This is a genomic window from Streptomyces sp. Alt3, from assembly GCF_030719215.1.
GTDB lineage: Bacteria > Actinomycetota > Actinomycetes > Streptomycetales > Streptomycetaceae > Streptomyces > Streptomyces glycanivorans.
The window spans coordinates 3,155,522-3,179,369 of sequence record NZ_CP120983.1 but is presented as its reverse complement, the minus strand read 5'-3'; the positions used below and the strand labels follow the sequence as shown (position 1 = coordinate 3,179,369).

Genomic DNA, 23,848 nt, shown 5'->3' with positions numbered 1-23,848 from the left:
AAGCACCACCATGAGCAACACCTCCCGCCTGCGCACCTTCGGCACCCGTACCGCCGGCCCCGGCCACCCCGTGTACGTCACCGGCGAGATCGGCATCAACCACAACGGTGACCTCGACAACGCCCTCGCGCTGATCGACGTGGCCGCCGAAGCCGGCTGCGACGCCGTCAAGTTCCAGAAGCGCACCCCGGAGATCTGCACCCCGCGCGACCAGTGGGACATCGAGCGCGACACCCCCTGGGGCCGGATGACGTACATCGACTACCGCCACCGCGTCGAGTTCGGCGAGGCCGAGTACACCGCCATCGCCGAGCACTGCGCGAAGCGCGGCATCGACTGGTTCGCCTCCCCGTGGGACACCGAGGCCGTCGCCTTCCTGGAGAAGTTCGACGTCCCCGCCCACAAGGTCGCCTCCGCCTCCCTCACGGACGACGAGCTGCTCCGCTCGCTGCGCGCCACCGGCCGCACGGTCATCCTCTCCACCGGCATGTCGACGCCGAAGCAGATCCGTCACGCGGTCGAGGTCCTCGGCAGCGACAACATCCTGCTCTGCCACGCGACCTCGACCTACCCCGCGAAGGCCGAGGAGCTCAACCTGCGCGTCATCAACACCCTTCAGCAGGAGTTCCCGAACGTCCCGATCGGCTACAGCGGTCACGAGACCGGCCTGCAGACGACCCTCGCCGCCGTCGCGCTGGGCGCCACGTTCGTCGAGCGTCACATCACCCTGGACCGCGCCATGTGGGGCTCCGACCAGGCCGCCTCCGTCGAGCCGCAGGGTCTCACCCGCCTCGTCCGCGACATCCGCACCATCGAGGCGTCCCTCGGTGACGGCGTCAAGAAGGTCTACGAGTCCGAGCTCGGCCCGATGAAGAAGCTCCGCCGGGTCGCGGGCGTCGTCGCCGAGGGCGAGAACGCGCCGGCCGCCGAGCCGGTCGCGGTCTGACGGGCCGACCGGTGAACCTCGCCTTCGTCGAGAGCCCGGTCCAGCTCCTGAACGTCCTGGAGTGGACCCACACCCGGGGAGGAACCGACACGACGATCGTCGTCCTCCCCCCGGTCGACCCGATGTCGCGCGGACAGCTGCGCAGGATGGCGGAGCTGGCCCGCGACGAGGGCATCACCGTCCGCTGGCAGGAGGCGCGCGGGGACACCGGCGCGCCTCTCAAGGCCCTGCGGGCGCTGACCGGCCTGATCCGCAAGGCCGACCGCATCGTCATCGGGGACCCGTTCTCCCGGTATGTGCAACTGCTCCTCAGCCTGGTCCGCGCCCGCCGGATCACGGTCGTCGACGACGGCACCGCCACCATGGAGTTCATCGCCCAACTGGCACGCGGCGAGCGCCTGGTGAGGTGGCACCGCAGGGGGAGCGGGGGCCCGCGCGAGCTGCTCCTGGCCCCGGTGACCTCCGCGGCCCGCCGCAGCTTCACCCCGTCGGCGTCCCGCACGGTCGAGGTGTTCACCGCCATGCCGGTGGAGGCCCCGGACGGCATCGAGGTCACGGCGAACACCTTCGCCTGGACCCGGGAGCGCTTCGGCCCGCCGCTCATCACCAAGGGCGCGGACCTGGTCGGCACCTCCCTGGTGGAGACGGGGGTGATCGACCCCGTCCCGTACGAGGAAGCGGTCGCCACGCTGGCCCGTGCCCACGGCGCGACGCGGTACTTCGCCCACCGCCGAGAGTCCGCGGACAAGCTCCACGCCCTGGAATCCGCCACCGGCCTGGAGATAGTCCGCCCCGACCTGCCACTGGAGCTCATCGCCCGCAGAGGCCCCATCGGTCATACGGTCCTGAGCTTCCCGTCCACCGTCGTCCACACCCTTCCCCTGGCCCTGGTGGGCACGGGAGTGAAGGTCGCGGTGTGCGACATAGCGCCGGAATGGCTCCGCGACACGGCGTCACCGCGGGCCCAGGGCTTCCTGAGCGGCGTCACGGAGACGGCCAAGGACGTGCACCGTCTGGCGCCGTGGCGGGCCACGGCTGTCACCGCGGTCACGGAGGGCTGAGGACCGGGCGCCGGCGGCCCACGCACGGTGCGGTGCGACCCGGCGCCGCACCACGGCAGGCAGGACGACGGGTGTGCGTCCGGGCTCGGTGAGGAGGCTCCGGAGAGCCGTCCGTCCTCCGGCCACCGATGCGGTTCATCGCGTCCGTGCGCCACTCGCACCGCGCCTGGACGGGTCGATGCGGACCCGCTGTGTGGCCGGTGCGGCCTCCAGGTCGTCGAGCTGGGCGGTGATCGTGCTGCGCAGGTCGTCGAAGTCCTCGAACCGGTGGTCGTTGAACAGGGTGTAGCCCGTCCACATCAGATTGGCGCACACGCGCGCCGGGACCCTGCCGGTGCGAGCGCCCATGCCGACCAGCGCCACCGACTCGATGCTGCCCGGTGTCCTCGCGTTCTGCTGATGGATCGCCTGGAACGCGGCGGCGCAGGCCAGAGCCACATTGAGCGTCCCGCTGACGTTCTGCGAGGACTCCTGCATCGTCGGCGTCGGTATGAGGAACTTCGGCGTGACCGCTCCGGACGGAACGCACACCGCGCTCCCCACGGGGAGGTTTCCGCCGAACCCGTCGCGAATCGCGCGCTGGACACGCAGCTGGATGCCGGCACCGAGGTGCCGCTTGACGGCCGCGTCGGTCCCACCGTCCATGCGCCCACGGGAGTTGGTCGGGTTCACCCACGCGTCGGCCTTCTCGTCGAGGATCGACCCCTTGCGGATCTCGATGTCCGGGGTGTCGGCGAACGCGGCGCGCCAGGCCTCCACGACGCCCGCGTCGAGGTCGGTCAGAACCACCCGGAGAGGCGGCTGCGTCAAGCGGTTCGCGGTCATCGTCCACTCCGATCGAGAGGTGTCTCCTCCACTGCTCAGAACGCTATCGGGCACCACTGACAGCGCCCCGGAGAGCCGGAGTTGAGCGACGTCACGCTGTCAGTGGCGAGGTGTAGAACTCGTCACACGCGGGGGCTCGGCGCGCAGGATGCCGGACCCGCGACGACCCTGTCCTGCCCCCGGCACGGACCGACACCGCGGAGCGCCTCCACCATGAGCGATGCCAACACCCCGGACCAGCCCGCCCCGAACGACCCGCTGGCCCTCGCCGACCTGTTCCAGGGCGGCGGCGAACCGTGGCTCCCGCTGCTGAAGCCGGTCATCGAGGCACGTGCGGACGCGGCAGACTTCATCGGGCCTGCCCGCGGACCCGGCGTCGTCCCCGTACGCGAACTCACCTTCCAGGCGCTCAAGCCCCATCCGCCGCACAAGTGGAAGGTGGTCGTCTTCGGGCAGAACCCCTACCCGCGGCCGGAGAGCGCCACCGGCATCGCCATGTTCGACAACACCTTCCACGACTGGAAGGACAGCCAGTTCGGCCGGACCGTGAGCATCCGCTGCATCATCAAGGCGGCGGCGATGTGGAAGTACGGCATACCGAAGAAGACCCCGATCGCCGACGTGCGCAAGCTCCTCGCGGACCAGGACACCGTCCAGCCGCCCGAGTGGTTCCAGGCGATGCTCACCCAGGGCGTGCTGCTGCTGAACGCGGCCCTCACCGCCAGCAGCGACGGGGCGATGGCGACCGACCAGCACACCAGGTTCTGGCGCCCGGCCGTCGAGCGGATCGTCGAGGAGATCCTCAGGGCCAAGCAGGACGCGCAGGAGGAGGACCGATACGTCGTCTTCGCCTGGTGGGGGGCTCACGCGCGCAGCCTGAAGAACGTCGTCGTACGGCTCCAGAAGAAGTACCCGGGGGTGGAGGTCCGGCACATCGACCACGCCAACCCCGCTGCGCAGGGCGACATCTTCTGCGAGGGCGAGCACTTCGGGACGGTCAACGCCGCCCTCTCCGCGCTGGGTGCCGACGAGGTCGACTGGCTGCCGGGCAAGGGGTGGAACACGGCCGAGGAAGGGTCCGGTGGAGCGGATGGCGGGGTCGCCGACCGCATGGGCGCGTTCATCGCGTCGACCATGGAGCTGCATCAGCTGTATCTGGACCGGCTCGCGAGCGTCAAGGACGAGGGCCTCGTCCTGCCGGCCATCACAGGGGTGTTCGACACCCCGATCCTGGACTTCCGGGAGGCCGTCGGTCCGGTCGTCCCCCTGCTGGCCGGTATCGACCGGCACGTCGTGCGGTCGCACGAATTCGGGAAGAGGCGCGCCGACGAGGCGACCGGTGAGCTGTCCGCCGACGCCATCGCCGCGCTCCACCTCTACACCTGCGAGTCCGCGTTCTACCGGGAGATCAACGCCGTGCTGCGCTCCCCGGACCGGGCGAAGGTCGCCCCGTACCTCCCCTATCTGCGGCTGCTCTTCTCCGCGGTGTCCAGCCTTCCCGCCCACACGCAGCCGTTGTGGCGCGGAGTGTCCCTCGACCTGCGCGCGCAGTACCCGCTCGGCCGGACCGTCACCTGGTGGGGCGTTTCCTCCTGCACGTCGGAGCTCGGCGTGGCCCGGGCGTTCCTCGGAGGCCGCGGCAAGCGGACGCTCTTCGAGGTGACCCCCGTCCGGGCGGTGGGCATCCGCCGCTTCTCCGCCTTCACGGGCGAGGAGGAGTTCATCCTCTCGCCGGGCACCCAGCTCAAGGTGACGGGCGTGAAGGCCGAGCGCGGCGGCCTGTGCACCGTGAAGCTGACGGAGCTGGAGGAGCAGACCCTCGTGTCCTGAGGCGGGGTGAGGGCTCCGCCGGCACGTCTCGTGCGCCCTTCAGTCCGGCAGACGGTCCTGCGCATCCCCGGAGTGCGTACCGGGGACGCGAAGGCCGGAGGGGCGCAGGCTCCAGACCACGTCGCGGATCGCCGACACGCCCTCGTCGTCCTGGTGCCGGTCGGCGATGACGCGCGCGCACTGCACATGGCCCGTGGCGCCGCCGCGGGATCTCAGGCGGACCACGAGTCGGGTGTCCCGCCACCTCTGCGGGACGCCGGATTCCTCGTAGACGCGTGAGAACTCCGAGTCGGTGACCGTGTGGAGTTCGAGCCCTTCATAACTCGTCACCAGCCGCATGGACTCGACCGCTTCGAAGTGGAGGTCCAGCCGGGTGTCCTCCACGCCGTCCTTGCGGGAGCGGAGCAACAGGTGGGAGTGGCCCACGCCGTACTGCCAGACGCGGAAGTTCCGGTCGAACCGATGGAGGAGGGTGGACGGAGTACTGCGGGAACCACTGGTCAACATGGGCCACCTCTGTCGTGGATGTGTGCGCTGACGTCGATGAGTGTGCGGTCGTGGGCGTGTGCGCGCCGGTCAGCGCGTGTTCTCCCGGTCGGGCTCCGGGGAGACCGCCGGGCCGGTCCCGTGCCGCACCGCTCTCGACTCCGCGCGCCTGCGCCGCAACGCGAGGGCGAAGCCGACTCCGGCCAGCAGCGCCGGAGCGGCGGACTGCGCCGTCAGGGACGCCAGCCAGCTGTGGTTCAGGGGCTCAGTGAGGCCGCTGGTGAACTGGCAGGTCGCCTGCGGAGGGAAGAAGCTGTGATCCAGCGTCCTCGGCGCCTGGTCGCCCCAGTCCCCGCCCGCCGAGCAGGCCTCGGACGGCCCCGCGAGCAGCCTCGAGCCGGCCAGCGCGTACAGCAGGAGGAACGTCGAACCCGTGACGGTGAACGCCGTCCCCGTACGGCGGACCTTCTCGGTCGTGGACATCGGTGTCACCAGACGGCCGCCCGGCCGCGGATCGAAGCACTCCGCGAGCAGGGCCAGGGCCCCGCACACGACCACGACCAGCAGGCTGACCCGGAGCAGCGGGCCGAGCACCTCCCGGCCGCCGACGGACATGACGTCCCCGCCCTGGAACTCGCAGACGGTGGCCGGTGGAAACGCCTGGTACCGCACCTCCTGGAGACGGCCCGGACCCGACACCAGCCCGTGCATGCACCGCTCGTCGAACTCCAGCATCCCGAAGAGGGCGAGGAACAGGCACACGGCCAGTGCCCCGAAGGCGATACCTGCCGCTGCCCACAGGCCCCCCGTCCGGTAGCCGCCATGCGTGCGCTCGTGTGACATTCGTGCACAGTATTCGAACGCAACGGCCTTGCCGCTGCGGCGCTTTGAGTTTGTCGACAACCTGTGGCGAAGCCGGTCCCGGAGCTCGGATCCCGAAGCTCGGCCTCCGAGCTCCGGAACCATCGGTTCACTCGTCCGAGGGATAGCCACGCGGTGAGGGCCCGACGCTTGAGCTTCGGGATCCGAGGGCCGGGATCCGAGGGCCGGGAGTCGAGACGTGCAGTCATCCGGGTGGGAAAAAGAAGGGTGGGGGAGAAACCTCCCCACCCTCCCGAACCTGTCACGGCCAGCAAGTATGACTAATCGTGACCGACTTGCGGCGCAGAGTCGCGGCTGCTTACGGTGCGCAGAACTGAACGACCCCGACGCGGTGTAGAAGCACCAGGCCGGGGTCTCACCGCAAGATCGCACCCTGGGACGATCCCGTGGCTGTCCAGCACCCTAGCTCCGCCCCGTGCGCACCCGCACCCTCCCGCCCGTACGCGAGGGCCAACCCCGGCTACGGCAAGCGCTCCGCGCCGGACCAACAGGCATCCCGCCCCGACGACTTCGCCCTGCTGCCGGAGCGTGAGCGGTACGTCGCCGGTTACGTGGACCACCTGCCCGAGGGTGCGGCCATGGACATCAAGTCGCTGGCCAGGAGCTTGCCGCTGTGCGGCCAGATGGCCGTCGGCAGCGCCCTGCGCGCCCTGGGGGTGGCCGGACATCTGCGCCACGTACGGGTGCCCGCCGATGCGGGTGGAGGCCAGGTCCGCTGGATCACCCGCACCTACTGGTCCCGTACGGCCCGGGACAACGAGTGGTGGACCGCGTTCCTCACCGGGGCGCCGGGCTGCTCGGGCACCTCCGGCTCCGCACCCGCCGCCTCCGGCTCCGCACCCGCCCCCGTTCCTCCCGCCGCCTCCGACACCCCCGCCCTGCCACCGGTGCCGCAGCAGCGCACCGAGGAACCGGGCACCGAAGAGCAGCGCCCGGCGCCCGCCGAGACCTCCGGTGCCTCGCCCGCGTACCTCGTGCTCGCCCGTCTCGGCCGGGCCGACGCCCGTCTCGCGCTCTCCGCCGCCGACTGCGCCGCCCTGGAGGGCCTGGCCGCCGCCTGGCTCGCTCGGGGCGTGGGAGCGGAGTGCATGGTCCAGACCCTCACCGCCGGGCTCCCCGCCGCCGTCGCCTCCCCGGTCGGCTTCGTCAGGCGGCGGCTCCGCGACAGGGTCCCGCCCGAGATGCCTGTCGCACCCGCGCCCGAAGCGTCCGGCGCACCCGTGCCGCGCCCGATGGTCGAATGCACGGAGTGCGGCGCACCCGGCCGCCCCGAGGCGCTCCCGGACGGGCTCTGCCGTTCCTGCTGAACCCCCGGCCCGACGGCCACGGCGACGGCCCTCACGGCACCCGAGGTGTCCACAGCACCCACGGCGCCCGGAGCTCCAGTGTCTCCCGCCGAACGCGATGTGAAGGCGTACGTCGGTACGCTCCGTGAACTGCTCAGGCTCCCCTGACCGGAGAGGTGCAGGGGCAGCGCCCCGCATGGCGGTGGAAAGCGGGCGAGTTTACCCATCGGGGCCTTCCGTCACACGCCGCAGCGCCATCTTTTGTTCCTCTAAGCGGCTGAACTTTTGTTGATCTGTGGCCAGTTGTGGGTACCAGGGGCCTACCCTTGGATGGGTGAACCAGTTGAAGTCCCGTGCGCCCCACGCCGAGGCCGTTCTGCCCGGCACCCTGCCCGACGACCTGCGTGCCGAGCTCATCGCCTTCCGCCGTGATCTGCACATGCACCCCGAGCTCGGCAACCAGGAGTTCCGCACCACCGCGGCCATCAAGGCGAGGCTCGAGAAGGCCGGGCTGGAACCGCAGGTGCTGCCTGGTGGCACAGGACTGGTCTGTGACGTGGGGGAGTGGGACGGCGTGACGCCGATGCTCGCCCTCCGGGGGGACATCGACGCGCTGCCGATCCCGGACACGAAGGCGGGCGTCTCCTACAGATCCACCGTGCCCGACCGGGCGCACGCCTGCGGTCACGACGTCCACACGAGCTGTGTCCTGGGGGCGGGTCTCCTCCTGAGCGACCTGGACCGGCAGGGGCTGCTGCCCCGCCCGGTCCGGCTGATCTTCCAGCCCGCCGAGGAGGTGCTCCCCGGCGGCGCATCCGACGCGGTCGCGGCCGGGGTGCTGGAAGGCGTGGGGCGGATCATCGGGGTGCACTGCGACCCCAAGGTGGACGTGGGGAAGATCGGGCTCCGGATCGGGCCGATCACCTCCGCCTGCGACCGTCTGGAGATCTCCCTCGACGGGCCCGGCGGACACACCGCCCGCCCGCACCTCACCACCGACCTGGTCACCGCGGCGGCCCGGGTGGCCACCGACGTGCCCGCGCTGCTCGCCCGGCGCGTCGACGCACGCGCCGGCCTCGCCGTCACCTGGGGGCGGTTGCAGACCGGGCACGCGCCCAACGTCATCCCGCAGCACGCCGAGCTGTCCGGGACGGTCCGCTGCCTCGACCTGGAGAGCTGGCGGCAGGCGCCCGACCTGGTGCACGCGGCGATCGACGAGGTGGCCGCGATGCACGGGGCCAAGACGGTCATCGACTACGTCCGCGGGGTGCCGCCCGTGGTCAACGAGGCCGAGACCATCGGTCTCCTGGACGCCGCGATGACGATCCGTCGCGGATCGTATGCGATCGAGGACACCGAGCAGAGCCTGGGCGGCGAGGACTTCTCCTGGTACCTGGAGAAGATCCCGGGCGCCATGGCGAGGCTCGGGGTCCGGGCGCCGGGCGACACCCGCGGGCTGGACCTGCACCGGGGCAACTTCGACGTGGACGAGGAGGCCATCACGGTCGGTGTGGAGCTGTTCACGGCGGCCGCGCTGCTCGATGTCTGACCTGGTGGAACCGCGAGGCGGTCCGCGCCTGGATGACCTCGCGTTTCCTTCTCGTAACGGCTCGTGACCGGCCAGGACACCTTCTGTTCGCGACGATCCGATAACAGCTTCCGTAGGGGGCTTTATCTGACATCTACGCGCGTTACGATCGCCGCGAAACCAGCGCCGGAAGAGGCGCTTCGGTCAGGTTTGAAGGAGCCTTCCCTTGCGCCGGATCACCAGGATTGCCACCGTGGGCGTCATGTCCGCGGCGCTTGCGCTCAGCGTAACCGCGTGTGGCGAATCGTCGACCTCGTCGTCGGGCACATCGTCCGACTCGAAGGGCGCCAAGACAGCCATCGCGTACGACATCGGCGGTCGTGGCGACCAGTCGTTCAACGACGCCGCCTACGCGGGTCTGGCCCGCGCCGAGAAGGACCTCGACGTCAAGGGCACCGAGGCCGAGCCCTCGGACGGCGAGGCGGACGCCGACAAGGTGCAGCGCCTCACCGCGCTGGCCCGCGCCGGCAACAACCCGGTGATCGGTGTCGGCTTCGCCTACGCCCCGGCCATCGAGAAGGTCGCGCCGAAGTTCCCGAAGATCACCTTCGGCATCATCGACGACGCCTCGGTCACGGGCGACAACATCGCGAACATAGTGTTCAACGAGGAGCAGGGCTCCTACCTCGCGGGTGTCGCCGCCGCCAAGGTCACCAAGACCAAGAAGGTCGGCTTCATCGGTGGTGTCGAGACCCCGCTGATCAAGAAGTTCGAGGCCGGCTTCGTGCAGGGCGTCGCGGACACCGACTCCTCGGTGAAGGTCGTCCCGCAGTACCTGACGCAGCCGCCGAACTTCGACGGCTTCTCCAAGCCCGACCTCGGCAAGGCCGCCGCCCAGGGGCAGCTCGACAAGGGCGCCGACGTGGTCTACTCGGCCGCCGGTCTGGCCGGCTCCGGTGCCATCGAGGCCGTCTCCAAGGCGGGCAAGTGGAACATCGGCGTCGACTCCGACCAGTACGCGCAGGAGGGTCTGGCCGCCTACAAGGAGTCGATCCTGACCTCGGTCACCAAGGACGTCGAGGACTCCGTCTTCAACCTGATCAAGTCCGTCAAGGACGGCAAGCCCGAGTCCGGTGAGGTCCGCTACGGCCTCGACAAGGACGGCGTCGGCCTGGCCACCTCCAACGCGGCCTTCACCAAGATGACCGAGGTCATCGCCGCCGTGGACAAGGCGAAGAAGGAAATCATCGACGGCAAGATCACCGTCAGGACCGCCCCGTAGGGTTCCGGTCGAACGGCTGGTTTCCCGTGGGCCCGGAGCGCGCACCGTCGCGCTCCGGGCCCGTGGGGTGTCCGCCGAGAAGTGCCGAAGCATCGACGTACCGAAGAAGTTGTGCCTCGCAGTGCCCTGCTCGTACCGGCCCGGGAGCCCGAGTCCGGACAAGGTCGTGGACCTACGCCTTACGATTCGGCAGCACTACGCGTGTAGACAGTCCTTGGGCGCGATAACTTCGCCCCGCCCCTGCCCCCTGTGCCCCCGCTCCTGTCCGGCCAAGGAGAGTGCGTCATCAACGCGTCCAGCAGTCCCCCTGCCGTAGAACTGCACGGCATCACCAAGCGTTTCCCCGGAGTCGTGGCCAACCACGACATCGGGATCACTGTCCGTCAGGGCACGGTCCACGCCCTCGTCGGCGAGAACGGTGCCGGCAAGTCCACCCTGATGAAGATCCTCTACGGCATGCAGAAGCCGGACGAGGGCACGATCGCGGTGAACGGCGAGCAGGTCTCGTTCAGCAACCCGGGTGACGCCATCGCACGCGGCATCGGCATGGTGCACCAGCACTTCATGCTCGCGGACAACTTCACCGTCCTGGAGAACGTCGTCCTGGGCGGGGAGAAGCTGCACGGCATCGGATCGGCCGCGCGCAGGAAGATCAAGGAGATCTCCGACGCGTACGGCCTCGGTGTGCGACCCGACGCGCTCGTCGAGGACCTCGGGGTCGCGGACCGCCAGCGTGTGGAGATCCTCAAGGTCCTCTACCGCGGTGCCCGCATCCTCATCCTGGACGAGCCGACCGCCGTGCTGGTCCCGCAGGAGGTCGACGCGCTCTTCGCCAACCTCAGGGAGCTGAAGGCCGAGGGACTCACCGTCATCTTCATCTCGCACAAGCTCGGGGAAGTGCTCTCCGTCGCCGACGAGATCACGGTGATCCGGCGGGGCACGACCGTGGGCACCGCCGACCCGGCGAACACCACGACCAAGCAGCTCGCCGAGCTGATGGTCGGCAGCGAGCTCCCGTCGCCGGAGACGCGTGAGTCGACGGTCACCGATGTCCCGTTGCTGAAGGTCGAGGGCCTCTCCCTCGGTGCGACGGACCCGGACGGGGTCGTCCGCGAGGTGCTGTCCGACATCGGGTTCACCATCCACAAGGGAGAGGTCCTCGGCATCGCGGGTGTCGAGGGCAACGGGCAGACCGAGCTGATCGAGGCGCTCGTCGGCATGCGGTCCCCGGACAGCGGGGTGATCTCGCTGGACGGCGACGACATCTCACGCACCGCCACCCGCAAGCGGCGGGAGAGCGGCATCGGGTACATCCCGGAGGACCGCCACCGCCACGGTGTCCTGCTGGACGCCCCGCTGTGGGAGAACCGCATCCTCGGCCACGTCACGGAGAAGCCCAACAGCCGCGGCTTCCTCCTGGACCCCAAGGCGGCCCGCGCCGACACCGAGCGGATCGTGCGCGAGTACGACGTCCGGACCCCGGGCATCGAGGTCACCGCGGCCTCCCTCTCCGGCGGCAACCAGCAGAAGCTGATCGTCGGCCGGGAGATGAGCCACAATCCGAAGCTCCTGATCGCCGCCCATCCCACCCGGGGTGTGGACGTCGGCGCCCAGGCGCAGATCTGGGACCAGATCCGCGAGGCACGCCGTGAGGGACTCGCGGTCCTGCTCATCTCGGCCGACCTGGACGAGCTGATCGGGCTCTCCGACACCCTGCGCGTCATGTACCGCGGACAGCTGGTCGCGGACGCCGACCCCGCCACCATCACACCCGAGGAACTGGGCTCGGCCATGACCGGCGCCGCCGCCGGTCACCTCGAAGCAGCACCGGAGGACGAGGCCTGATGAAGAAGTTCGACAAGGACCGGCTGATCCTGGGCTTCGCCGGCCCGGCGCTCGCCCTGGTCGTCGCGTTCGCCCTCAGCACCCTGGTGCTGCTCATCTCGAACCGCGACCCGTTCGAGCTGTACCGCCTCCTCTTCGAGCAGGTGTCGTACAGCGACGTACAGGTCCTGATCATCAACCAGGCCGGCACGTACTACCTCGCCGCTCTCGCGGTCGCGGTCGGCTTCAGGATGAACCTCTTCAACATCGGCGTCGACGGGCAGTACCGGCTCGCGGCGATGGTGGCAGCCCTGGTCGGAGCCAGCGTCAGCCTCCCCGGCCCGCTCCAGATCGCCCTGATCGTGATCGTGGCCATGCTGGTCGGCGCGTTCTGGGCCGGCATCGCGGGCATCCTCAAGACGACCCGCGGGGTGAGCGAGGTCGTCGCGACGATCATGCTCAACTCCATCTCGACCTCGCTGATCGCCTGGCTGATCCTGCCCAAGAACTTCGGCGACCAGGCGGCCGGCTCCAACAACCTCACGACCGGCGAGATCCCGGAGGCCGGCTGGTTCCCGGGCCTCCCCCTGAGCCCCGATGCCGGTGAGATCTACGGATTCACCTTCGTCGCCGCGGGCTGCGGACTCGTCTACTGGCTCGTCCTGAACCGCACCCGGTTCGGCTTCGACCTGCGTGCCACGGGCGCCAGCGAGAGCGCCGCCCAGGCCTCCGGCGTGGACGCCAAGAAGATGATCCTGACCTCGATGCTGATCTCGGGTGCCATCGCCGGTCTGGTCGGCATGCCGACGCTGCTGGGCGACACGCACACCTACAGCCTCGACTTCCCGGTGGGCCTCGGATTCACCGGCATCACCATCGCGCTGCTCGGCCGCAACCACCCGGTGGGGATCGCCCTCAGCGCGCTGCTGATCGCGTTCCTGGACAAGGCGTCCTCCCCGCTCGACCAGTTCGGTTTCGAGAAGGAGATCGCCACGATCATGCAGGGCCTGATCGTGATCTCGGTCGTCGTCAGCTACGAACTCGTCCGGCGCTACGGGACCCGCCGCCAGCAGCAGAAGGTCGGCGAGGAACTCGCCGCCGGCCACGCCCTCACCACCGAGAAGGAGGCGGCCCTGTGAGCACCGAAGTCTCCGCCGCACGCGTCGCCCCCAAGAAGGGCGGCGGCCGACGCAGGCTCTCGCTGCCCGTCGTGCTGCTGATCATCGCGGGCGCGCTGGCCCTCGTCTCGCTGGTCCGTCTGATCAGCGGTGCCGACGACGTGACCTCCGTGGGTCAGGTCAGCGGTGCCCTGGAGCTGGCCGTGCCGATCGGTCTGGCCGGCCTCGGCGGACTGTGGGCCGAGCGGGCGGGCGTCGTCAACATCGGCCTCGAGGGCATGATGATCCTCGGCACCTGGTTCGGTGCCTGGGCCGGATTCCAGTGGGGCCCCTGGGTGGGAGTCCTGTTCGGCATCATCGGCGGTGCGCTCGGCGGTCTGCTGCACGCGGTCATCACGGTCACCTTCGGCGTGAACCACATCGTCTCCGGTGTGGCCATCAACATCCTCGCCGTGGGCGTCACCCGCTACCTGTCGAACTTCACCTTCGCCGACGAGCCCGGTGGCTCCTCCAAGCAGTCGCCGCGGCTCGAGGAGATCGACAAGATCACCGTTCCGGGGTTGTCGGACTGGATGCAGGACCTGCAACAGCACCACTGGTTCTTCGTGTCCGACCTCGCCGGCATCATCGGCGGCCTGGTCACCGGGCTCTCGCTGCTGACCGTCGTCGCCCTGCTCCTCATTCCCGCCACGTGGTTCGTCCTGTGGCGCACCGCCTTCGGTCTGCGGCTCCGCTCCTGCGGTGAGAGCCCGGTGGCGGCCGAGACCCTCGGCGTCAACGTCTACAAGTACAAGTACATCGCCGTGACGATCTCGGGTGGTCTGGCCGGACTCGGTGGTGCCTTCCTGGCCATCGTCGCCACCAGCATCTACCAGGAGGGCCAGACCGGCGGGCGCGGCTACATCGGTCTCGCCGCGATGATCTTCGGCAACTGGATGCCGGGCGGCATGGCCCTGGGCGCCGGGCTCTTCGGCTTCACCGACAGCCTCAAGCTGCGCGGCGGCGCCGAGAACGTCCACGCCATGCTGCTGCTCCTGGCGATCCTGCTCGTGGTCGTCGTGTTCTGGCAGCTCTACCGGAAGAAGTACCTGACCGCGCTGATCTCGGCGGCCATCTCCGCCCTGCTGTTCACCTGGTACTTCCTGACGGACCAGGTGCCGAGCCAGTTCGTCGACGCCGCGCCGTACGTCACCACGCTGCTCGTCCTCGCACTGTCCGCGCAGCGGCTCCGCATGCCCAAGGCGGACGGTGTGCCGTACCGCAAGGGCGAGGGCAAGTGACGGCCCCCGCCCCCGTCGACTGGGAGAAGCTGCGCGAGGCGGCTCGGGACGCGATGTCCCGGGCGTACGCCCCGTACTCGGGCTACCCGGTCGGCGTGGCCGCCCTCGTCGACGACGGCCGCATGATCACCGGATGCAACGTCGAGAACGCCTCGTACGGCATCGGCCTGTGCGCGGAGTGCGGGCTGGTCTCGCAACTGGCAGCCACGGGCGGGGGTCGGCTGACCCACTTCACCTGCGTGGACGGCAAGGGCGCGGCCCTGGTGCCGTGCGGGCGGTGCCGTCAGCTGCTGTACGAGTTCGGCGGGCCCGAACTCGTGCTGGAGACCCCGGACGGCCTCCGTACGCTCGACGAGATGCTGCCGCAGGCCTTCGGGCCGCAGAACCTGGGCTAGTTCCCCACCACCGCCACCCCGATCCCCGGACCGGCCCGCCCGGCCCGGGGACCGGGGTGGCGGAACGTCTTCTCTCTATGCGCGTAGAGTCAACGGGACTCTCGCCCACCCCTCCGGCCGGAAGGACTCCCCTCCCATGGACGCCATCTCCGTCATCCGCACCAAGCGGGACCGGGGCGAGCTCAGCCCCGAGCAGATCGACTGGGTCATCGACGCGTACACGCGCGGCGAGGTCGCCGACGAGCAGATGTCCGCGCTGGCCATGGCGATCCTGCTCAACGGCATGAACCGCACCGAGATCGCCCGCTGGACCGCCGCGATGATCGCCTCCGGCGAGCGGATGGACTTCGGCGCGCTCTCCCGCCCCACCACCGACAAGCACTCCACCGGCGGCGTCGGCGACAAGATCACCCTGCCGCTCGCCCCGCTGGTCGCCGCCTGCGGTGCCGCGGTGCCGCAGCTGAGCGGTCGGGGCCTCGGCCACACCGGTGGCACCCTCGACAAGCTGGAGTCCATCCCCGGCTGGCGCGCCCATATCTCCAACGCCGAGATGCTCGACGTCCTGGACACCACCGGCGCCGTGATCTGCGCGGCGGGCGACGGCCTCGCCCCCGCGGACAAGAAGCTGTACGCGCTGCGCGACGTCACCGGCACCGTCGAGGCGATCCCGCTCATCGCCAGCTCGATCATGTCCAAGAAGATCGCCGAGGGCACCGGCGCGCTCGTCCTGGACGTGAAGGTCGGCTCCGGCGCCTTCATGAAGACCATCGAGGACGCCCGCGAACTGGCCTCCACCATGGTCGCGCTGGGCACCGACAGCGGCGTCCGCACGGTCGCGCTGCTCACCGACATGTCCACCCCGCTGGGCCTGACCGCGGGCAACGCCCTGGAGGTCCGCGAGTCCGTCGAGGTCCTCGCCGGCGGCGGCCCCAAGGACGTCATCGACCTGACCCTGGCGCTCGCCCGCGAGATGCTCGACGCGGCCGGGCTCAAGGACGCCGACCCGGAGAAGGCCCTGGCCGACGGCTCCGCCATGGACGTCTGGCGCCGGATGATCTCTGCCCAGGGCGGCGACCCCGACGCGGAGCTCCCCGTCGCCCGCGAGCAGCACGTGATCAGCGCCCCGTCCTCGGGAGTGCTGACGCGCCTGGACGCGTACGACGTCGGCGTCGCCGCCTGGCGCCTCGGTGCCGGCCGCGCCCGCAAGGAGGACCCGGTGCAGGCGGGCGCGGGTGTCGAACTGCACGCCAAGCCGGGTGACACGGTGGCCGAGGGCCAGCCGCTGATGACCCTGCACACGGACACCCCCGAGAAGTTCGAGTACGCGCTGAAGGCGCTGCCCGGCTCCTACGACATCGCACCGGCCGGCACCCCCTTCACCGCCACGCCGGTGGTGCGGGAACGTATCGCCTGACCTGCGGCTTTCCCTTTCGGGTGAACGGGACCGGTGGACCACCACCGGTCCCGTTCGGCATGCTGGACTCGGTGACGCACCGATAAGAGGAGACCGCCATGAGCGCACTCACCGTCGGTCCCGGGCCGGGCCACGGCCAGCACTGGGACGACCTCGTCCGGATCTGGGAGGAGACGGACGCACCCGAGGGCTGCAAGGTGGAGATCATCGAGGGGATCGTCACCGTGTCGCCACCGCCGTCCAAGGATCACAACACCACAGCAGCGCTGCTCCAGCGCAGGCTGTACACCGTCATCCCGGAGGACTGGGAGATCTACCAGACGCTCGGCGTCTCCGTGCCCGGACGCGCGGGGCTGTACATCCCCGATCTCGTCGTCCTGCCGCGGGCGGTCGCCTCCGGGCCCGGCAATCGCGTCCCGGCGGAGGAGGTCCGCCTCGTCGTGGAGATCACCTCGCCGGCCAACGCCAACCACGACCGCATCGGCAAGGCGCACGGGTACGCGAAGGCCGGCATCGAACTGTTCCTCCTGCTCGACCCCTGGCACACGGGCCGCCCGACCGCGACCCTGTACGGGGAACCGAGCGACGGCACCTACCGCCTCCTGGAGGCGGTCGAGTACGGCGAGACGCTGACGCTGCCGAAGCCCTTCGGTCTGGATCTGGACACCGGCGTCCTCCCGGCCGGCTGAGACACGGACCCGCCCGGCCGATGAGTTCCGGGCGCCCCGCCGGTCTCCCTGGTGTGGATGCCATCACTCCGAACGCTCTCGTCGTCACAGGCCGGGTCACCCGCGCCGAGGTGCCGGGGCTCTGCGCCGAGCTGGAGACGCTGCTGGCCGACGCCCCCGACACCGTGGTCGTCGACTGCGACATGGGCGGGGTGACGCACGCCGATCTCGCCCTGGTCGAGGCGATAGCACGGCTGGGACTCGTCGCCCGCAGGGCCGGGGACGTCGAGCTGCGGCTGCGCAACGTCCCGACCGAACTCCGGGCGCTGCTCGACCTGGTGGGACTGAGCGGCGTGGTGGGGAACGTCCGGGCGGTCCCGGAATGATCCGGTGCTCAGCGGACCGTGGCGTGATCGCGAATGACCGTGGTGCAGACGAATTGCTTGTCGGGCCGGGCCCCGTAACGCATCTCCGGAACCTTGGCGAGCGACGCTACGGCGCTCGGCGAGGGTGCTGGTGTCGCCCTTGGGCACGAGCCCTCCGGCTGAGGTCCCGGTTCGGGGTTGTCGGCCGGGACCCCGGCGGCAGGGGCCGGGTCCGGACCCGCCGTGGCGGACGGCTCGCCCAGCCACAGCGTCGCCGCCCAGCCACCCGCCACCAGGAGGGCCCAGGCGATCACCACGGGCCGCCCGGACCTCATACGGCGTCGGCCTCCAGATGGTCCGGCAGCCCGAACAGCGGGAACCAGCGCGGGGTGTCCAGGAAGCAGTGCATCCCGGTGATGGCGCCCTCCGAGATGTCGATGACCTGCACCGCCCACGGCACGAAGCCCGGCCCGTCCGGATTCGGCTTGTAGTGCGCGAAGGCCGGGGTCCCGTTGGCCTCCGTCGCCACCAGCCGGGAACCCGCGCAGCCCGCGCCGATGCTGAGCATGAAGCCGGTGATGTCGTCGTGTCCCTGGAGCCAGAGATCGAACGGCGGCATGGTCATCACGGCGTCCTCGTGGAGAAGCGCCGTCAGCGCCGCCATGTCGTACCCCTCGAACGCCGCCACATAGCGGTCCAGCAGCTTGCGCTGCTCGTCGTCCAGCGGATTCGCGGTGTCCGGGGCCGTGCCCTCCGTGTCCGACAGCGTCGCCCGGGCCCGCTGCAGGGCGCTGTTGACCGAGGCGACCGAGGTGTCGAGCAGTTCGGCGACCTCGCTCGCCTTCCAGGCCAGGACCTCGCGCAGGATCAGCACCGCGCGCTGCTTGGGCGGGAGGTGCTGGAGGGCGGCGACGAACGCGAGGCGCACCGACTCCCGGGCCACGGCCGCCTCCGCCGGGTCGGCGATCGAGGGCAGGACGCGGCCGTCCGGCATCGGCTCCAGCCAGGTGTTCTCCGGGAGGGGGTTGAGCGCGGCCTGGGCCAGCGGCGTCGGGCCGGTCAGATCCACCGGCCTGGCCCGCTTGTTGCCGGCCTTCAGCATGTCCAGGCAGACGTTCGTCGCGATGCGGTACAGCCAGGAGCGCAGCGAGGAACGGCCCTCGAACTTGTCGAAGTTGCGCCAGGCGCGGACCAGCGTGTCCTGGACCGCGTCCTCCGCCTCGAAGGCCGAGCCGAGCATCCGGTAGCAGTAACCGGTCAGCTCGACCCGGTGTCCTTCGAGACGGCTGTCGATGTCCGTCGTCGCTGTCAGATCACTCATCGCTCCACCCCAGTTGCGCTGTGACACCGCTCACTGTGGAAGCTACCGCAGGGCACCGACATCCGGGGCGGGAAGCGGGAAACCGCGGCTCAGGTGCCGGGCTTGCGCCCGTAGACGTAGACGTCGTCACCGTTCTTCAGCAGGTTCCAGTACGACTTCGCGTCCGCCGGGCGCATGTTGACGCAGCCCGCCGATCCCGGGTTGTTGTACATGGACTTGGTGACCGAGTGGAACGCCTGCCCGCCGTCGAAGAACTGGGCGTACGGCATGCTGACGTCGTAGAGCGTCGACCAGTGGTCGATGTTGCGCCAGTAGATCTTCTTGGAACCGGTCCGCGTCTCGTCGCCGTTGCGGCCCGTGCGCACCGGCACCGGGCCGAACTTCAGCTTGGACCCGTCCTGGATCCAGCTCAGCTGCCTGGTCAGGTCCACACAGGCGATGCGCCCCTTGTTCGTGGGGCACTTCTTCGCGGCGTTGGGGTTCTTGCCCGCGGCCTTCTGGGCGGTGATGGTCTTCATCGTGCGCCAGGTGACCGGCCCCGCGTACCCGGCGGCCGGAGTGATGCCCTTGTCGGCCTGGAACGAGCGGATGGCCTTGCAGTCGGCGACCGACTGCCTGCCGTCGGCCGTCCGCTTCAGCCACTTCTCCACCTGCTTCTGGTACGGCCCCTTCGCCGCCGTGCAGGATGCCGCCTGGGCGGCCGTCCCGGTGCTCAGGACCAGGGCCGGTGCGGCCACCAGGCCGGCGACGGACAGAACGGCACCGCGCCGCACCCGTACGCCGGATATCTTCCCCATGATTCTCATGTACGCCTGCTCCCCTTCGCGTTCGCCCAGCGGTGGTCTCCGCTTGTTGGACGCGCGTCGGGGAGCAGCGGTTGTGCCGGGAAGGTCTCAGTTGTGCACCGGTGCGGGGGACGCGGCGCGGAGCCGCTCCGCCCGGGCCGCCCGGCTGCCGAACAGGGTGATCGACAGGACGCCGAGGACCGCGAGGACGCCCAGCGCGACCGTGCCGGCCCAGCCGCCGGCGTGGAAGGCGACGGCGCCGAGCGTGCCGCCCGCGCTGGAGCCCAGGTAGTACGCGGACTGGTACAGGGCCGACGCCTGGGCACGGCCCGTCGTCGCCGTGCGGCTCACCGAGGACGAGGCGACCGCGTGTCCGGCGAAGAAGCCCGCCGTGATGAGGACGAGGCCCGCCAGGATCGCGGCCAGCTGGTCGGCCAGGGAGAGCAGCAGACCGGCCGCCGTCGTGGAGACGGCGAGGTAGAGCGCGCCCCGGCGGCCCAGCCGGGCGACCAGACTGCCCGCGGCGGCGGAGGAGACCGTGCCGACGAGGTAGACGAGGAAGATCGAGCCGACGATGCCCTGCGGGAGGCCGAAGGGCTCGTCGACGAGCCGGTAGCCGATCACGGTGTACACCGCGCCGAACACCGTCATGAACAGGGCGCCGATGGCGTACAGCCGGCGCAGCAGCGGGTCGGACAGGTGGCCGGTGACGGTCTTCGCCAGCGCCTTCGGGTTGAGCGAGGCGGGGCTGAAGTGCCTGGCCCGGGGGATCAGGAAGTGGAAGGCCACCGCACAGGCCACGGCGAGGAGCCCGATCGCGCCGAGTGCCACCCGCCATCCCCACAGCTGGGCGACCCACCCGGCGAGGATGCGACCGCTCATGCCGCCGACGCTGTTGCCCGCCACGAACAGTCCGATCGCGGCCACCAGTGCCTTGGGCCGGACCTCCTCGGCCAGGTAGGCCATCGCGGAGGCCGGCAGCCCCGCCAGTGCCGCGCCCTGGACCGCGCGCAGCGCGATCAGCCACCCGATCGACGGGGCGAAGGGGACGAGCAGTCCGATCACCACGGCGACCGCCAGGGAGGCCGTCATCATCTGGCGCCGCCCGAAGCGCTCGGAGAGAGCGCTCAGCGGCAGGACACAGAGGGCCAGCGCACCGGTCGCCGCGGAGACCGTCCAGCTCGCCTGGCCGGCCGTCGCGCCGAAGGACGCGGACACGGCGGGCAGCAGGGCCTGGGTGGAGTACAGGAGGGCGAAGGTCGCGATCCCCGCCGCGAAGAGCGCGAAGCTCATCCGGCGGTAGCCGGGGCCGCCGGGCGTGAGGCGGTCCGGGACGGTCGGGGAGGCGGCGGCGGGAGACGGCGGAACGGCGGCGTCCAGCATGACGGTGGACGCCCCGGTACTGGCAGGAGGCATACAGCGAACCTAGACCCGCACGTTTCATGCGTCCAATGCATGAAACCCTCATAATCGTTCCCATGGTGCATCAATACAGCTCACAGCCACGGCTGTCACCGAGCGGTTACGAAGAAGACATCCGGGCCGTGCTCGCGCCACGTCTCGCGTACTTCGAGGCGGTGGCCCGCCACGAGCACGTCACCCGCGCCGCGCACGAGCTCGGAGTGCCCCAGTCGACGCTTTCGCGGGCCATGGTGCGGCTCGAACAGGACCTGGGTGTCGCGCTGTTCGCCCGCCGGGGCCGCACCGTCTCGCTCACCCCCGCCGGCCGCACCTTCCTCGGTTCGGCCGAACGCGCCCTGGCGGAGGTGGAGAAGGCGGCCGACTCGGTCCGGGCCGACGCCGACCCCACGGCGGGCAAGGTCGCCTTCGGCTTCCTGCACACCATGGGATCCGAGACCGTGCCCGCCCTGATCCGCGCCTTCCGCGCCGACCATCCCAAGGTCCGCTTCCAGCTCGTCCAGAACTACGGCGAGGCCATGATCGAACGCCTGCGGGCGGGCGGCCTCGACCTCTGTCTCACCTCACCCGTCCCCGACGCACCGGACCTCGTCGCCATGCGCCTGGACGAGCAGCGGCTGCGGCTGGTCGTCCCCGACGACCACCGGCTGGCCGGCCGCCGCCGCATCCGCCTCGCCGAGGCCGCCGACGAAACGTTCGTCACCCTCGAACCCGGTTACGGACTGCGCCGGATCACCGACGACCTCTGCGCCGAGGCCGGTTTCACACCCCGGGTGGCCTTCGAGGGCGAGGAGGCGGAGACACTGCGCGGCCTGGTCGCGGCCGGGCTCGGGGTGGCCCTGCTGCCGCCGCCCGCCGTCGCCCGGCCGGGGGTGGTCGAGCTGACGGTGACCGCGCCGCGCGCGGCACGCGAGATCGGGGTCGCATGGCTCGACGGACACCCGGACACCCCGCCGGTGGCCGCCTTCAAACGCTTCCTGCTGTCGCGCCGGGGCAGTCTGCTGCCCGACTGATCCGGGCCGGCGGACCCCTCAGTGCCTCAGCGACCGCCCGAACCCCGCCGCGAGCGGCATCCGCAGCCCCAGCGGCGGCGGTGCCGCGAACGCGTCGGCGACCGGCCGGGCGTACGGCCGGCCGAACAGCGACCCCCTCACGAAGTCCGCCGCCAGCGCCACCACTTCGGACCGGTGCTGGCGCAGCGCGTGCCCGTCCGAGTGGACCTCGAAGCGGCAGGTGGCCCGGTTGGCCTTCTTGGCCCGCTCGGCCAGCCGGTAGGAGAGCTCGGGGTTCGTCCGCGCGTCGTTCGTGCCGTGCACGATCAGCACCCGTCGTCCCGCCAGGTGCCTGACGGGTTCGGGCCCGGGTTCCGCGCCGTCCGGGAGCCAGGGGGCCATCGACAGCACGGAGCTGACCGCGGTGTGCCCGGCGCCGCGCAGGGCCGCCCGGCCGCCCATGCCGTGCCCCACGAGGCACACCGGGACGTCGCCGTAGCGCCGTACGACCTCGTCGGCCGCCCAGTGGGCGTCCGCCGCCGGATCGGCGTCGGCGTTCCATCCCCTCGTGCGGTAGCGCACGACGTGCACCGCGAGCCCGTCCTCCTGCCCGGCCCGGGCCAGGGAGCGGGCGAACGGCAGCTGAACCGCGTACGAGAGGGTGGAGGGGCGGCGTCTGGAATCGGTCTCGCCGTCCGGGAGCAGCAGGACCACGCCGCTGACCTCGGGTGCTGCTCCGGCCGTGAGGACGGCCCGTCCCAGCCTGGCGGCAGGCAGGGGAAGTGCGCGCTGTGCCATGACAGAACAGTGTCAGAAGGGCAGGTGTATTCCACCTGGCTTCGCGGTCACTGTTACGCATCGGCACCCACCGCTCTACGCGCGTAGGCGCTACAGTGCCCGAATGACGAGCCAGACCCTGAATGTCCCCGGTCCCGACCAGATCCGCCGCGCGCCCAAGGTGCTGCTCCACGACCATCTCGACGGTGGCCTGCGCCCCGGCACGATCATCGAGCTGGCTCTCGCGCAGGGCTACGACGCCTTGCCCGAGACCGAGCCCGACAAGCTCGGCGCCTGGTTCCGTGACGCGGCCGACTCCGGCTCGCTGGAGCGCTACCTGGAGACGTTCGCCCACACCTGCGCGGTCATGCAGACCCGGGACGCGCTGGTCCGGGTGGCGGCGGAGTGCGCCGAGGACCTGGCCGAGGACGGTGTCGTCTACGCCGAGGTGCGCTACGCACCCGAGCAGCACCTCACCGCCGGGCTGTCCCTCGAAGAGGTGGTCGAGGCGGTCAACGAGGGTTTCCGTGAGGGCGAGCGCCGTGCCCGGGCCAACGGCCACCGCATCCGCGTCGGCGCGCTCCTCACCGCGATGCGGCACGCCGCCCGCGCGCTGGAGATCGCCGAACTCGCCAACCGTTACCGCGACCTGGGCGTGGTGGGCTTCGACATCGCGGGCGCCGAGGCGGGATACCCTCCCACCCGCCACCTGGACGCCTTCGAGTACCTGAAGCGCGAGAACAACCACTTCACCATCCACGCGGGCGAGGCCTTCGGCCTGCCGTCGATCTGGCAGGCCCTGCAGTGGTGCGGCGCGGACCGGCTCGGCCACGGTGTCCGCATCATCGACGACATCGAGATCGCCGACGACGGCACGGTGACGCTGGGCCGTCTCGCCTCCTACGTGCGCGACAAGCGGATCCCGCTGGAACTCTGCCCGACCTCCAACCTCCAGACCGGTGCGGCGGCCTCGTACGCCGAGCACCCCATCGGGCTGCTGCGGCGGCTGCATTTCCGTGCCACCGTCAATACGGACAACCGGCTGATGAGCGGGACGAGCATGAGCGGGGAATTCGAGCGACTGACCGAGACATTCGGATACACGCTCGACGACATGCAGTGGTTCACAGTCAATGCGATGAAATCGGCGTTCATTCCTTTCGATGAACGTCTGGCGATGATCAACGACGTCGTGAAGCCCGGATACGCGGAGCTGAAATCCGAGTGGCTGTTCCGGCAGACCGCTGTGACCAGCGGGTCGTCCTCCTTCGCCGGCTGATCGATCAGCCGGGGAAACGGCCGGGAGCGTGGAATCCCGGCCGTTTTCCGTGTCCCGGCATGTTTGCGGGAGGGACGCGCGGATG

The 23,848-nt window shown here is 70.5% G+C and carries 22 protein-coding genes and 1 pseudogene; 15 read left to right on the top strand and 8 right to left on the bottom strand.

Annotated features, from left to right (window positions below; all coding sequences use genetic code 11):
• Positions 1-10 precede the first annotated feature (10 nt).
• Both P8A20_RS13585 and P8A20_RS13580 read left to right on the top strand, forming a co-directional pair.
• On the top strand, positions 11-946 hold the full coding sequence (locus P8A20_RS13585; RefSeq protein WP_147959189.1) for an N-acetylneuraminate synthase family protein: 936 nt from the start codon (positions 11-13) through the stop codon (positions 944-946).
• Positions 947-957: 11 nt separating this feature from the next.
• The gene (locus tag P8A20_RS13580; RefSeq protein ID WP_147959190.1) at positions 958-2,007 is read left to right on the top strand and encodes a hypothetical protein; all 1,050 of its coding nucleotides are present in this window, start codon (positions 958-960) and stop codon (positions 2,005-2,007) included.
• 135 nt (positions 2,008-2,142) lie between these two features.
• On the opposite strand, the gene P8A20_RS13575 is transcribed toward P8A20_RS13580, so the two are convergent.
• On the bottom strand, positions 2,143-2,832 hold the full coding sequence (locus P8A20_RS13575) for a macro domain-containing protein (protein WP_147959191.1): 690 nt from the start codon (positions 2,830-2,832) through the stop codon (positions 2,143-2,145).
• Between the two features lie 213 nt (positions 2,833-3,045).
• Here P8A20_RS13575 and P8A20_RS13570 point away from each other — a divergent pair, with 213 nt between their 5' ends.
• Entirely contained in the window at positions 3,046-4,662 is a 1,617-nt protein-coding gene (locus P8A20_RS13570; protein ID WP_147959192.1) for an ADP-ribosyltransferase domain-containing protein, read from the top strand.
• A gap of 39 nt (positions 4,663-4,701) precedes the next feature.
• Here P8A20_RS13570 and P8A20_RS13565 read toward each other — a convergent pair whose 3' ends face one another.
• Together P8A20_RS13565 and P8A20_RS13560 are read right to left on the bottom strand one after the other, a co-directional pair.
• Positions 4,702-5,166, bottom strand: coding sequence for a hypothetical protein (locus P8A20_RS13565; protein ID WP_306103574.1), 465 nt, complete (start codon positions 5,164-5,166; stop codon positions 4,702-4,704).
• 72 nt (positions 5,167-5,238) lie between these two features.
• A complete protein-coding gene (locus tag P8A20_RS13560; protein WP_187282129.1) occupies positions 5,239-5,991 on the bottom strand; it encodes a hypothetical protein in 753 nt (250 codons plus the stop codon).
• Positions 5,992-6,416: 425 nt separating this feature from the next.
• On the opposite strand from P8A20_RS13560, the pseudogene P8A20_RS13555 reads away from it, so the two are divergent.
• From P8A20_RS13555 to P8A20_RS13510, 10 genes and pseudogenes are all read left to right on the top strand, one after another.
• A pseudogene (locus P8A20_RS13555) lies at positions 6,417-7,484 on the top strand (MarR family transcriptional regulator).
• A gap of 166 nt (positions 7,485-7,650) precedes the next feature.
• A complete protein-coding gene (locus tag P8A20_RS13550) occupies positions 7,651-8,865 on the top strand; it encodes an amidohydrolase (RefSeq protein WP_147961871.1) in 1,215 nt (404 codons plus the stop codon).
• 205 nt (positions 8,866-9,070) lie between these two features.
• The gene (locus P8A20_RS13545; protein ID WP_147961872.1) at positions 9,071-10,126 is read left to right on the top strand and encodes a BMP family lipoprotein; all 1,056 of its coding nucleotides are present in this window, start codon (positions 9,071-9,073) and stop codon (positions 10,124-10,126) included.
• Between the two features lie 261 nt (positions 10,127-10,387).
• Positions 10,388-11,971 carry an ABC transporter ATP-binding protein gene (locus P8A20_RS13540; protein ID WP_306105146.1) on the top strand — a complete coding sequence of 528 codons (1,584 nt, stop codon included), beginning with the start codon at positions 10,388-10,390 and terminating at the stop codon, positions 11,969-11,971.
• Positions 11,971-13,089: an ABC transporter permease gene (locus P8A20_RS13535; protein WP_147959194.1), complete on the top strand. Its 1,119-nt coding sequence runs from the start codon at positions 11,971-11,973 to the stop codon at positions 13,087-13,089. The genes P8A20_RS13540 and P8A20_RS13535 overlap by 1 nt, the downstream gene beginning before the upstream one ends.
• Positions 13,086-14,348, top strand: coding sequence for an ABC transporter permease (locus tag P8A20_RS13530; RefSeq protein ID WP_147959195.1), 1,263 nt, complete (start codon positions 13,086-13,088; stop codon positions 14,346-14,348). The genes P8A20_RS13535 and P8A20_RS13530 overlap by 4 nt, the downstream gene beginning before the upstream one ends.
• Positions 14,345-14,743 carry a cytidine deaminase gene (locus tag P8A20_RS13525; RefSeq protein ID WP_147959196.1) on the top strand — a complete coding sequence of 133 codons (399 nt, stop codon included), beginning with the start codon at positions 14,345-14,347 and terminating at the stop codon, positions 14,741-14,743. Before P8A20_RS13530 ends, P8A20_RS13525 begins: the two co-directional genes overlap by 4 nt.
• 136 nt (positions 14,744-14,879) lie before the next feature.
• Positions 14,880-16,157 (top strand): thymidine phosphorylase, encoded by a 1,278-nt coding sequence (locus P8A20_RS13520; RefSeq protein ID WP_147959197.1) that lies wholly within the window; start codon positions 14,880-14,882, stop codon positions 16,155-16,157.
• A 98-nt stretch (positions 16,158-16,255) separates the two neighbouring features.
• Positions 16,256-16,846: a Uma2 family endonuclease gene (locus P8A20_RS13515; RefSeq protein ID WP_147959198.1), complete on the top strand. Its 591-nt coding sequence runs from the start codon at positions 16,256-16,258 to the stop codon at positions 16,844-16,846.
• 20 nt (positions 16,847-16,866) lie between these two features.
• Positions 16,867-17,211, top strand: coding sequence for an STAS domain-containing protein (locus P8A20_RS13510; protein ID WP_306103573.1), 345 nt, complete (start codon positions 16,867-16,869; stop codon positions 17,209-17,211).
• Positions 17,212-17,219: 8 nt separating this feature from the next.
• On the opposite strand, the gene P8A20_RS13505 is transcribed toward P8A20_RS13510, so the two are convergent.
• The 4 genes from P8A20_RS13505 to P8A20_RS13490 all read right to left on the bottom strand — a co-directional run bounded on the left by P8A20_RS13505 (position 17,220) and on the right by P8A20_RS13490 (position 20,712).
• Positions 17,220-17,525 (bottom strand): hypothetical protein, encoded by a 306-nt coding sequence (locus tag P8A20_RS13505; RefSeq protein ID WP_306103572.1) that lies wholly within the window; start codon positions 17,523-17,525, stop codon positions 17,220-17,222.
• A complete protein-coding gene (locus P8A20_RS13500) occupies positions 17,522-18,511 on the bottom strand; it encodes a sigma-70 family RNA polymerase sigma factor (protein ID WP_147959200.1) in 990 nt (329 codons plus the stop codon). Before P8A20_RS13500 ends, P8A20_RS13505 begins: the two co-directional genes overlap by 4 nt.
• A gap of 89 nt (positions 18,512-18,600) precedes the next feature.
• Complete coding sequence (locus P8A20_RS13495; RefSeq protein WP_147959201.1) at positions 18,601-19,317, bottom strand: L,D-transpeptidase family protein; 717 nt, start codon at positions 19,315-19,317, stop codon at positions 18,601-18,603.
• 87 nt (positions 19,318-19,404) lie between these two features.
• Positions 19,405-20,712 carry an MFS transporter gene (locus P8A20_RS13490; protein WP_147959202.1) on the bottom strand — a complete coding sequence of 436 codons (1,308 nt, stop codon included), beginning with the start codon at positions 20,710-20,712 and terminating at the stop codon, positions 19,405-19,407.
• A gap of 62 nt (positions 20,713-20,774) precedes the next feature.
• Here P8A20_RS13490 and P8A20_RS13485 point away from each other — a divergent pair, with 62 nt between their 5' ends.
• Complete coding sequence (locus P8A20_RS13485; RefSeq protein ID WP_147959203.1) at positions 20,775-21,728, top strand: LysR family transcriptional regulator; 954 nt, start codon at positions 20,775-20,777, stop codon at positions 21,726-21,728.
• Between the two features lie 18 nt (positions 21,729-21,746).
• On the opposite strand, the gene P8A20_RS13480 is transcribed toward P8A20_RS13485, so the two are convergent.
• Positions 21,747-22,505 (bottom strand): alpha/beta hydrolase, encoded by a 759-nt coding sequence (locus P8A20_RS13480; protein WP_261988633.1) that lies wholly within the window; start codon positions 22,503-22,505, stop codon positions 21,747-21,749.
• A 103-nt stretch (positions 22,506-22,608) separates the two neighbouring features.
• On the opposite strand from P8A20_RS13480, the gene P8A20_RS13475 reads away from it, so the two are divergent.
• A complete protein-coding gene (locus P8A20_RS13475; RefSeq protein WP_306103571.1) occupies positions 22,609-23,763 on the top strand; it encodes an adenosine deaminase in 1,155 nt (384 codons plus the stop codon).
• Positions 23,764-23,848 lie beyond the last annotated feature (85 nt).

Coding starts and splice junctions, on each gene's coding strand:
- P8A20_RS13495 (WP_147959201.1), bottom strand. CDS start 19,317: ATGAGAATCATGGGGAAGATATCCGGCGTACGGGTGCGGCGCGGTGCC.
- P8A20_RS13575 (WP_147959191.1), bottom strand. CDS start 2,832: ATGACCGCGAACCGCTTGACGCAGCCGCCTCTCCGGGTGGTTCTGACC.
- P8A20_RS13475 (WP_306103571.1), top strand. CDS start 22,609: ATGACGAGCCAGACCCTGAATGTCCCCGGTCCCGACCAGATCCGCCGC.
- P8A20_RS13500 (WP_147959200.1), bottom strand. CDS start 18,511: ATGAGTGATCTGACAGCGACGACGGACATCGACAGCCGTCTCGAAGGA.
- P8A20_RS13510 (WP_306103573.1), top strand. CDS start 16,867: ATGAGTTCCGGGCGCCCCGCCGGTCTCCCTGGTGTGGATGCCATCACT.
- P8A20_RS13485 (WP_147959203.1), top strand. CDS start 20,775: ATGGTGCATCAATACAGCTCACAGCCACGGCTGTCACCGAGCGGTTAC.
- P8A20_RS13505 (WP_306103572.1), bottom strand. CDS start 17,525: ATGAGGTCCGGGCGGCCCGTGGTGATCGCCTGGGCCCTCCTGGTGGCG.
- P8A20_RS13480 (WP_261988633.1), bottom strand. CDS start 22,505: ATGGCACAGCGCGCACTTCCCCTGCCTGCCGCCAGGCTGGGACGGGCC.
- P8A20_RS13585 (WP_147959189.1), top strand. CDS start 11: ATGAGCAACACCTCCCGCCTGCGCACCTTCGGCACCCGTACCGCCGGC.
- P8A20_RS13490 (WP_147959202.1), bottom strand. CDS start 20,712: ATGCCTCCTGCCAGTACCGGGGCGTCCACCGTCATGCTGGACGCCGCC.
- P8A20_RS13570 (WP_147959192.1), top strand. CDS start 3,046: ATGAGCGATGCCAACACCCCGGACCAGCCCGCCCCGAACGACCCGCTG.
- P8A20_RS13535 (WP_147959194.1), top strand. CDS start 11,971: ATGAAGAAGTTCGACAAGGACCGGCTGATCCTGGGCTTCGCCGGCCCG.
- P8A20_RS13560 (WP_187282129.1), bottom strand. CDS start 5,991: ATGTCACACGAGCGCACGCATGGCGGCTACCGGACGGGGGGCCTGTGG.
- P8A20_RS13515 (WP_147959198.1), top strand. CDS start 16,256: ATGAGCGCACTCACCGTCGGTCCCGGGCCGGGCCACGGCCAGCACTGG.
- P8A20_RS13520 (WP_147959197.1), top strand. CDS start 14,880: ATGGACGCCATCTCCGTCATCCGCACCAAGCGGGACCGGGGCGAGCTC.